This is a genomic window from Stenotrophomonas sp. HMWF003 (assembly GCF_003061285.1).
Taxonomy (GTDB): domain Bacteria; phylum Pseudomonadota; class Gammaproteobacteria; order Xanthomonadales; family Xanthomonadaceae; genus Stenotrophomonas; species Stenotrophomonas maltophilia_AP.
On record NZ_QAIW01000104.1, the window covers coordinates 1 to 6088 of the forward strand.

At 64.3% G+C, this 6088-nt stretch carries 5 protein-coding genes; 2 read left to right on the forward strand and 3 right to left on the reverse strand.

Annotation, left to right across the window (positions count from 1 at the left end; translation table 11 throughout):
- The 3 genes from DBR34_RS04195 to DBR34_RS04205 all read right to left on the reverse strand — a co-directional run.
- Positions 1-1460, reverse strand: a 1460-nt coding sequence (locus DBR34_RS04195; protein ID WP_181393892.1) for a type I restriction endonuclease, incomplete at its 3' end; no start/stop codon positions are given.
- Positions 1461-1670: 210 nt separating this feature from the next.
- The gene (locus DBR34_RS04200) at positions 1671-3194 is read right to left on the reverse strand and encodes an N-6 DNA methylase (RefSeq protein WP_128095835.1); all 1524 of its coding nucleotides are present in this window, start codon (positions 3192-3194) and stop codon (positions 1671-1673) included.
- Entirely contained in the window at positions 3191-3787 is a 597-nt protein-coding gene (locus DBR34_RS04205; protein WP_128095836.1) for a restriction endonuclease subunit S, read from the reverse strand. The genes DBR34_RS04200 and DBR34_RS04205 overlap by 4 nt, the downstream gene beginning before the upstream one ends.
- A gap of 789 nt (positions 3788-4576) precedes the next feature.
- On the opposite strand from DBR34_RS04205, the gene DBR34_RS04210 reads away from it, so the two are divergent.
- Together DBR34_RS04210 and DBR34_RS04215 are read left to right on the forward strand one after the other, a co-directional pair.
- Complete coding sequence (locus tag DBR34_RS04210) at positions 4577-4963, forward strand: hypothetical protein (protein ID WP_128095837.1); 387 nt, start codon at positions 4577-4579, stop codon at positions 4961-4963.
- A 95-nt stretch (positions 4964-5058) separates the two neighbouring features.
- On the forward strand, positions 5059-5592 hold the full coding sequence (locus tag DBR34_RS04215) for a hypothetical protein (protein WP_128095838.1): 534 nt from the start codon (positions 5059-5061) through the stop codon (positions 5590-5592).
- Positions 5593-6088 lie beyond the last annotated feature (496 nt).

Sequence of the window (6088 nt, forward strand, 5' to 3'; positions counted from 1 at the left end):
GTGGGTTGCAGCGCGTGGTGGTACACCGGCACCACCAGGCCATCGGCGATGGCGTCGGCTGTGCTGCATGCAAACAGCAGCGGGTCGCACGCAGCGCTCGACACCCCCTCCGCCAGCGGCCCGCTGCCCAGCCACAACCACCCCGCGCGCGGCAGCCGTTCGCGCGCGCGTTCCACCCACGCCGGTTGGCCGGCCTGCAGGTGTGCATCTACCAGCACAATCAGGTCGTCACCGTCATGCCCGGCGTCGCGGCGGCGCAGCCAAGCCTGCAGCGTGCCCGGTGTGGTCTGCAGGGTGCAGCCGCGCCCGTCGGCCATGAAGGCCGCCAGCCGTCGCCCGGGCGACAAGGCCGGCTCGCCCCGCGTAGCCGGCAGGGGCGTCACCGCAGGGCGCTGCTGCACCAGCAACACCCGGCAATGGCGCAGCCACGGATCGCGCTGTACGTGCTGCACCAGCCAGTGCCACGTAAGTGCCATGCCGGCGCCGGCTGCCAGCCGCAGGTGCCCACGGCCCCGGCACCCCTCCGCGTCAACGCGCCGCAACTGCGCCAGTCCCGTCTGCACCGCGAAGAACTGCGCCGCCCGCGCAATACGCGGCTGGCCGTCGGCACCGGTGTGCATGAAGCCCCGCAGCAGCGCCAGCACCCTGGCCGGCGCCGCCACACCGGCCAGCAAAGGCGCATGTACTGCGCGCAGCCAGCGTCCGTTGGTTGCGGCAGCCCCGGTTCGGGGCATTGGCACGGTGCCACGCAGCTGCTGCACGGCATCCGCGCTCCAATCGTGCTCGCGCCATCGCACCCAGCCATTGGCCGGCGTGCCGCTGCACGAATAGCGCCCACCGCGCCGGTCCAATGCCAGCAGCAACGGCGGGCGGCACGCACTGCCGCTGGCCCGCATCTGCTGGCCGTGCAGGGCAATGGCCGCGTCATCCCGGCCCCAGCGCCCCTGCCCATCGCGTTCCACGCACAGCAACCGCAGCAAGGGCAGGCCGTTGACGTAGCCCACCAGCACGTCAATGCGCGGCGCCGCATCCAGCAGCATCTGGCCCTCGCCACGCGCGCTGGCGATGTCCCATTGGTTGTTCAGCGGCTCGGCCCAGTCCACCAGCGGCACCGTGGCCCGCACCGTGCGTCCATCCGGCAGCCGCTGCGCTACGCATACCCCGTTGCGCAGCGCGACCAGCAGGGCGTCGGCGCCTGCCTGTGAGCCGCGCCGCAGCGGCCCCTGCGTTACCGCCGCCAGCACCTGCGCAATGCCCTCGGCATCCAGCGGCCAGTGCTCGCCATACGCTTCAAAGCGCAGCTGGTGCAGGTACTGCCGCAAACGCCCTTCCAGCAGCGCGCTGCCGTCGTCGCCGCGCAGGGAGCAGCGCCTGTTCGGTGCAAGGTATTGCCAGCCCAGGCGTTGCAACCAGCCCAATGTGGAGCGGGTGACTACGCCGCGCACCGGAGCGCGGCTCATGACAGCGTGCCTTGCAGTGGTAAACGGCACAGCGGCGGGGCGAAGCGGAAGGTTCGATAGCGCATGCCCGCAGTCTGGCGCAGCCAAACCGTGCCACACCGTGTGCACCATTCCGTTTCCTGCACGTGCGCTGCACGGTGCGGTGAACAGTTTCAATGCACCGAAGCAAGCAGATAGCGTGTGCCGATCAACCCAACACGCGCCGACGTGTCAGCCCGCTTTCGCCGGCCGCTCTTCCAGTTCCGCCAGGTCGCCATCCAGCGCCTGCTCCAACGCACCCAAGCGCGAACGCAGCCGTGCACGTTGCCCACGCAGCGCCTCCAGCGTGGGCACTTGGTCGTGCTCGCCCGGCTGCACATAACGCGCAATGCTCAGGTTGCTGCCCTGCAACGCCAGCATCTGCGGTGTAGCCAAGCAGGCCACACCGGCCACGTCCTCGCGGCGGCGGCACAGCGCCAGCACCTGCTCGGCGGCGGCCTGGTCCAGCCGGGGCCCACGCTTGGTGGCCGGTTGCAGCTGGCGCGCGTCCACAAACAGCACGTTCTCGTCATTGCGCATCGCGCGCAGCACCAGCAGCGCGGTCGCCACCGGGCTGCCTGCAAACAGCCGGTCGGGCAGCCCGATCACCGCATCAATCAGGTTGGCGTCCAGCAGGCTGCGGCGAATCAACGCCTCCTCGCCATCGCGGAACAGGACCCCGTGCGGCGCCACCATCGCAATGCGCCCGGTGTGCCGGTCCATCGTTCTCAGCATGTGCTGCAACAGGGCCAGATGGCCCCACTGGCGCGTCGGCATGCCATGCACAAAGCGCTGGTGCGTATCGCGGATGCCGCGCTCGGGCGACCACGCCAGCGCAAACGGCGGACGAGTGAGCTGCACGTGGAAGCGCCGCAACTGTCCCGTGGCGTCCACCAGGGCGTCGTGCAGCAGCGGGGTGCCCGCATGCACCGCGTGGTTGTCTTCCCCATGCAGCAGCAGGCGCAGCCGTGCGCAGGCCCAGGCGGTGTCGTGCTCTTCCTGCCCCAGCAACTGGTGCCGGCGCGCGCCGTGGGTGGTGCGCGCCCAGCGGCTGGCGGCCAGCAACAGGCTGCCGTGGTGGCAGGCCACATCGCAGATGGTTTCGTCTTCGCGTGGGTCCATCAGCCCGGCCATCAGCCAGCCCAGCGGGTCGGGCACATGGGCCACGGGTGCGGGGCTGCGGCGGGGCTGGCTGCGCTCCAGCAGGCGGTCCACTGCCTGCCCGATGTCGGCCCGGTAGGTGCCGCGCAGGGGGCGGAAGTCCAGCGCTGGCACCGTCATCCGGCCCAGCACGCGCGACAGCGTCACATCGCGGTGCTCGGCATCGCGCGGCCAGCCATCGTGCAGGCGCAGCACGTCGAACACCTCGGCCAAGGTGGCGCGGTTGGCCTGGGTGAGCTGCTGCAATGCGGTGGTGATGCGGCGGTCGTTGCCCGGGGCGAAGCGCTGGCGGAACAGCAGCTCAAAGCGCGCCTCGGGCGGCACTACCAGCAGCTGCGCCCCGGGTGCGGTGGGCGGCCAGTGCAGCGGCGCGCCGTAGGTTTGATCCGGGTCCTGCGCGGCAGCGTCGGTGTCGCTGGCAATCTTGAGCAGCAACAGCGCCAACAGCAGGTAGGTGGCCGCATTGGTATCGGCGGCGTCGTTGAGGGGCTCGCGCGCGGCGCTCAGCGCGGCGTGCGTGGCATGTGCACCGGGCAGGCCCGCCATCATCTTCATACGCCACTCCCCTGCAACACCTGCTCGGCCACCACGGCAATCTCCTGTTGGCGAATGTGGATCAGCGCTTCCAGGCAGCGCTGTTCGGCCTGCGCCGCACTGGCAATGCCCACAATGCGCCGCTGCTGCGCTACCGGCGGCACGTGCACCGGCAACTGCGCCACCGCTGTTTTGCGCAGGCTCTGCTGGCGCGACCCGGCCGCCTGCTGGCGCAGGTACGCCTGTGCCGCGCGCTGGTTCAACTGCCACGCCAAAAAGGCCGGCAGCAGATCGGGCGTGCACACCCGCAGCACATACAGGTGCGGGCTGCACACCGTGGATTCTGGCGGGTTGTGCAGCAGCATCGCCAGCGGGTGATTGCCGCGCCCGGCGATCAGAACATCCTGATCCTGCACCCAGTCGGGCGGCTTGCGCGCCCGCAGCGCGGTGCGCAGCAGGTGGTCACGTTCCTGCAGCCCATCCAGGGCAAGATTCTTGAGTTGAATGACCTGCACCGGGCCCTCCGGCACCGCGGCAATGGCACCGCGAAAGGGGTGGCCCTGGCGGATGCTGGCCACGTCGCCAAGCAGGGCAATGCGCGTGAGTGTGTTCATGCGTGCACCATGCGTTCGGGTATGCAGAGGGTCAACCGGACAGGCGGGCAGCATTCGCGATGATGCGAAGTGGAGTGCGATGGATGTGCGGAAGTGGGATGAAGCTCGCAGGGGGTCGCAGCTGGTGCGAACGATGCGGTGAACTGGAGTTGGGGGTTTGGAGAGGTGGGGGTGATGACTGGCCTGTGGGTGCGCGGATCAGTAGTAGCCGTGGAGGTGCCGCGCACAGATGTTGTGTTGATGCGCTCTGGCCAATGACCGGATGCAACCCACAGGATCGTGGCAGAGATCTCGGCGTTGCCGAAGGTGCCGACAGATAGCGATTGGGTGGACGACAGGATAGCTAAGCCGAATCTCTTGATGGGCATGAGGGTTCTCCTTTGCGGAGCAACCGTACTGCGCAGGTTAGGTTATTCAAAATCCCGATATTTCGCGCCGCTGCTATGGAGAATCAGCGAGCTCCGCTACTGACTGACGTACCTGATTCGCTCTGGGAGCTGAGAACGCAGTAACGCGACCGGAGCTATCCAAAAGCAGTACTGCACAGTGGAAGCATGCCACTCCTCTTCTCAACCACACGAACGCGTCGCCCGTGCCGTGCCAAGCTTCCGGTACCGACAGCTATTCGAGACCATCGTCCCCTGTTGCAAAAGCTTATTTTTGCGACGAAGGCCTTGTTAAACTAGCTGGCACTGTCCTATGGTGCTTGAACACGCGGGCACTGTAGCTCATAGATTGCGCTCGGCGGCATCTTGGCTAAGGACTTAACGACATAGGATGTTAGAAGACATGAAATTGATCTGCATCGGCAAAGACAGTATCGAGCGTGAGTTCGACCTCCGCATCCAAACTAGTTTCGAAGGTTATCCTCGCTTTTTTGTAACCCACGAATCCATGCCAGGTGAGTCCTTTGAGTTCATTCTGAAGCCATTGGACGATGGTGCTCATATGGTGATGATGATGAATGCTCATGGAGTGTATGGAGGGCTTGGAATTCCAGACGCCATCGTCCCATTTGCGGCGGGTTATCTATCTACTGAGCTCCGCTCCAGTCCGGCCATGTCCACGTGCGGAAATTACTGGCGCACGCCCGATGCCACGAAGGCTTGGGAACGCCTTGTCGCGGCGGGGAAGGCCGAATACAACAAGCAGACCGATGTCTATCGTGTCGTCTAACAGTGCATTCCGCCCGACACTGTTTCGCGGAGCGGCTTGATCCAGGCTTTACCTGATAGACCCAATATCATTCCGGTGCATCACAGGACTAGATCATGATCGCTGAGTTTACAGTTCAGAAGCGGATAGAGCTTAAGACAGAGGATATTCCAAATACGCATGGACTGATCCGCACGCTAACCGGGAATTCGATCAATCAGATCTACAGCAGCGCTTCAGGAAATGGCTACGGAATCTATGTGTTCGCCTTGAGTAATGGCGGCGGCAACCCTGTTCCTTGGTATGTGGGAATGGCAGTCAAACAAGCGCTTTGCGCGGAATCAATAACTCGAGATAAGCTACGAAAGTACTCTGCAGCAATGTTTGGCCGGCAAGGGAAGCCATCCATAACCTTTGTTTCGGCAGATAGCAAGAAAGCCATCTCCAGAATAGATAGCCTAGAGACGTTAATGATCTGGATTGCGCGATCCAAAAATCCCAGCCTGCTCAACGAAAGAAAAGTCAGCGGCCGTCCCAAGTCAATAATATCCATAGTAAATGACGTTTCCGTAAGGGGCGTGATAAACCGCGGTCAAGGGCAGCCATCTAATAACGCACAATCTTTTGCAGGATTGATGGGCCTGAAGTAGGGGTTGCGGTGAAGTACATCGCTAGATGATTCATTCAGAGCGGACGTTCAAGCCGCCGCTCAGTTGAAGGGGTGATTTTCCGCTACTGGCCGAAAGCGGACACCCCGCTGGGAAGGACTCGTTAGGTCCGTGACAATATCGGCTTTCGACCCAAAGCGGACATCCAGTTGGGGCCCATTTTGGGCCCGCGAGCTCTCCGGCATCGTCTCTGGGTCCAAGCTTGTTAGGCGGACCCACCCGCCCTAAGATTGAGCGGTATCCAGAGGGAAGCCCACCATACTGTGCTTTATGGGCAAGGTGAATAACCGGACCCCTGGGTCCGTGGGTTAGGTAGTTGGGTGCTCAACAACCATCACAGGAGGTCGTGGCAATGGGTCCGCTCCCGCAAACCTTGGAAACGCTCGCACGCCTTGGTGCTCGTCTCGACTTGTCCGAACAACCGTACCTGCCACAAACATTGGAGACACTCGTCAGACTCGCTGTCGGGAGCGGCGGG

Bases quoted from the DNA above. Each gene is read 5' to 3' on its own strand.
- DBR34_RS04215 (WP_128095838.1), top strand. From the start codon at position 5,059: ATGATCGCTGAGTTTACAGTTCAGAAGCGGATAGAGCTTAAGACAGAG.
- DBR34_RS04205 (WP_128095836.1), bottom strand. From the start codon at position 3,787: ATGAACACACTCACGCGCATTGCCCTGCTTGGCGACGTGGCCAGCATC.
- DBR34_RS04200 (WP_128095835.1), bottom strand. From the start codon at position 3,194: ATGAAGATGATGGCGGGCCTGCCCGGTGCACATGCCACGCACGCCGCG.
- DBR34_RS04210 (WP_128095837.1), top strand. From the start codon at position 4,577: ATGAAATTGATCTGCATCGGCAAAGACAGTATCGAGCGTGAGTTCGAC.